The 2,880-nt window shown below is 73.8% G+C and carries 2 protein-coding genes; both read right to left on the bottom strand.

Annotated elements, in window-relative coordinates; translation table 11 throughout:
* Positions 1–82: 82 nt before the first annotated feature.
* The gene (locus AB0H32_RS47635) at positions 83–1,516 is read right to left on the bottom strand and encodes an aminobutyraldehyde dehydrogenase (RefSeq protein WP_361135783.1); all 1,434 of its coding nucleotides are present in this window, start codon (positions 1,514–1,516) and stop codon (positions 83–85) included.
* Complete coding sequence (locus AB0H32_RS47630) at positions 1,509–2,828, bottom strand: NAD(P)/FAD-dependent oxidoreductase (RefSeq protein WP_361135780.1); 1,320 nt, start codon at positions 2,826–2,828, stop codon at positions 1,509–1,511. Before AB0H32_RS47630 ends, AB0H32_RS47635 begins: the two co-directional genes overlap by 8 nt.
* Positions 2,829–2,880: the final 52 nt, after the last annotated feature.

Genomic DNA, 2,880 nt, shown 5'->3' with positions numbered 1-2,880 from the left:
CGTGGTTTGGGGACTGCAGTGAGATTGCTTCTGCGGGGTGGATGTCCCGGGGGCGGTGTACCCGCGCCAGGATGCGTCGGCGTCACAGCATGACGTGTTTGACCTGTGTGTAGTCGAGCAGGCCGGTCAGGGAGAGGTCGCTGCCGTAGCCGGAGTGGCCCACGCCGCCGTGGGGCATCTCGGAGACGGTCGTGCCGTGGGTGTTGACCCAGACGATGCCCGTGCGCAGCGCGCGGCTCGCGCGCATGGCGCGGTCGTGGTCGCGGGTCCACACGCTCGCGGCGAGCCCCTGGACGACGCCGTTCGCCAGGCGCAGGGCCTCGGACTCGTCGGAGAAGGGCTGCACGGTGACGACCGGGCCGAACACCTCGCTCTGCACGATCTCGTCCTCCTGCCGGACTCCGGCGACCACCGTGGCCTGGTGGAAGTAGCCGGGACGGTCCAGGGCCACGCCACCGGTGACGATGCCGGCGTGGTCCGGGAGTCGCTCCAACAGACCGCTCACCGAGGCCAGTTGGGCGGCATTCGCGAGAGGACCGAAGGCGGCGTCGATGTCGTCCGGGGCTCCGGGTCTCAGCCCTGCGGACCGGTCGGCGAAGCGTTCCAGGAAGGTGTCGTGGACCCGGCGGTCGACCAGGATCCTGGCGGGGGCCGTGCAGTCCTGGCCCGCGTTGTAGAAGGCCAGCGACGACAACTGCTCGACCGCGTCGTCCAGATCGGCGTCCTCGTGGACCAGAACCGGTGCGTTGCCGCCCAGTTCCAGGTGGAGCCGCTTGAGGTCGCCGGCCGCGGCCGCGGCGATCTCCTGCCCGGCGCGGACACTGCCCGTGACGGCGACCAGCCGGACGTGCGGGTGGGCGACCAGGCGGCGTCCGGTGTCGCGGTCGCCGCACACCACGTTGAGCACGCCGGGCGGCAGGTGCTCGGCGGCCAGCCGGGCCAGCAGCGCGGCCGACGACGGCGTGGTGTCGGACGGCTTCAGGACGACGGTGTTGCCGGCGGCCAGCGCGGGAGCGACCTTCCACACCGCCATCATCAGCGGATAGTTCCACGGGGTGATCTGGGCGCACACGCCGACCGGCTCGCGCCGCAGGACGGACGTGCGGCCCGGCGTGTACTCGGCGGCCGCGGCGCCCGGCAGGTTCCGGGCGGCCCCCGCGAAGTACCGCAGCACGTCCACGATCGCGGGCAGTTCGTCCGCCAGGAACAGGGCACGCGGCTTGCCCGTGTCGGCGACCTCGGCGTTCGTCAGGGCATCCGCCTCCCGCTCCAGGGCGCCGGCGATGCGCAGCAGCGTGGACTGCCGCTCGGCCGGAGTCCGGGCCGACCAGCCGGGCAGGGCCTCCTGGGCGGCCCGGCAGGCCGCGTCCACGTCCTGCGGACCGGAGAGCGGGGCCGTGCCGTGCTCGTGTCCGGTGGCGGGGTCGATCAGCCGCGCGGTGGCCCCGGAGAGGGCCGGCAGGTCCTTGCCGTCGATGTGGTTGAGGACGGTGGTCAGGCGTTCGGTGTCAGCCACGGCGCAGGGCCTCCTCGGCGGCGGCCCGGCCGGTGCGCACCGCGCCCTCCATGTATCCGGCGACCCACTGGTCGGAGCCGCAGACGTAGAACGGCGGTTCATGGGTGCCGTGCAGCGGGCCGACCGCCATGACCTCGCCCGGCGGCCACTGGGTGACATAACCCTGCGTCCATGGATCGGTGCCCCACAGCCGCAGGTGACAGGCGGTCGGCCGGAGCGCCTCGTCACCGAACAGGGCGGCCATCTCGCCGAGCAGTTCGGGGGTGCGCCGGTGGGGCGGGGTGCCGATCAGGACGCCGTAGCGCTCGGGCGGGATCAGGGCCGACAGGACGCCCTCGCTCTGCGGCCACGTGCTGCCCAGCACTCCCTCGCACTCCGACAGGCCGTTCAGGTCGCTGTCCCGCCAGAAGGGACGCTCGTACACGGCGGCGAACTTCGCCGCCGTCGCGTGGCGTTGCCGGTGCAGGGAGGCGAGGCGGGCCTCGCTCACGCCGCTGACCGCGACGGACCGCAGGGGACCCGCGGGAAGGGCACTGATCACGGCCCCGGCGGTGAGCACCTCGCCGGTCACCAGGCGCACGGCACTGCGGCCGGGGCGTGTCGTCACGGCGGCGACGGGGGAGCCGAGCCGGATGCGCGGGCCCAGCTCGCGGCCCATGACCTCGGCGAGCGTCGCCGACCCCGCCGCCAGCCGCAGCCCTTCCCAGTCGTCGTAGTCGTAGTCGCCCGTGCCCGAGCCGGGGACCGCCGCACTCTTGCGCAACGCGGCCAGCAGGGAGATCCGCTCGTAGGAGCCCCCGGCCAGGGCGAGCTGGCCGATGTCCCACAGCCGCACCACGGTCGGCGTGGCGTCCCGGGAGCGCAGCCAGTCGGCCACGGACAGCAGGTCCAGAACGGCGGCGTCCGGATGCGACCAGGGGTCGTCGGGGTCGACCGTGGCGGCCAGCGCGGTGAACTCCGCACCGAGCCGTTCGTGGAGGGCTGCGTCCCCGGGTCCGAACCAGTGCGGTGGCTCGCCGGCCGAGCTGCCCTCCGGCGTGGCCCGGGTGATACGGCCGGGCTCCTCGACATAGCTGGGGACCAGCTCCAGGCCGAGCTCCTCGGCGAGTCGGAGATAGGCGGTGTGCCCGCGGCCGACCACTTCGCCGCCCAGCTGGACGGTGCGGCCGTCGGGTGTCCGGGTCTGCTCGACCCGGCCGCCGACGCGGTCCCGGGCTTCCAGGACGAGCACGTCGGTGCCGGCGGCCGCCAGGTCCCTGGCGGCCGAGAGCCCGGCGAGACCGGCGCCGAGCACGATCACGTCGTGATGCATCAGCTTCGTTTCCGTTCCGGTGCGGGGTCAGGCCAGGACGAGACAGTGCTCT

Source organism: Streptomyces sp. NPDC020362, assembly GCF_040642095.1.
Lineage (GTDB): Bacteria > Actinomycetota > Actinomycetes > Streptomycetales > Streptomycetaceae > Streptomyces.
Note: the sequence above shows the minus strand (reverse complement) of the source record. Positions and strands in the feature narration are given on the sequence as shown.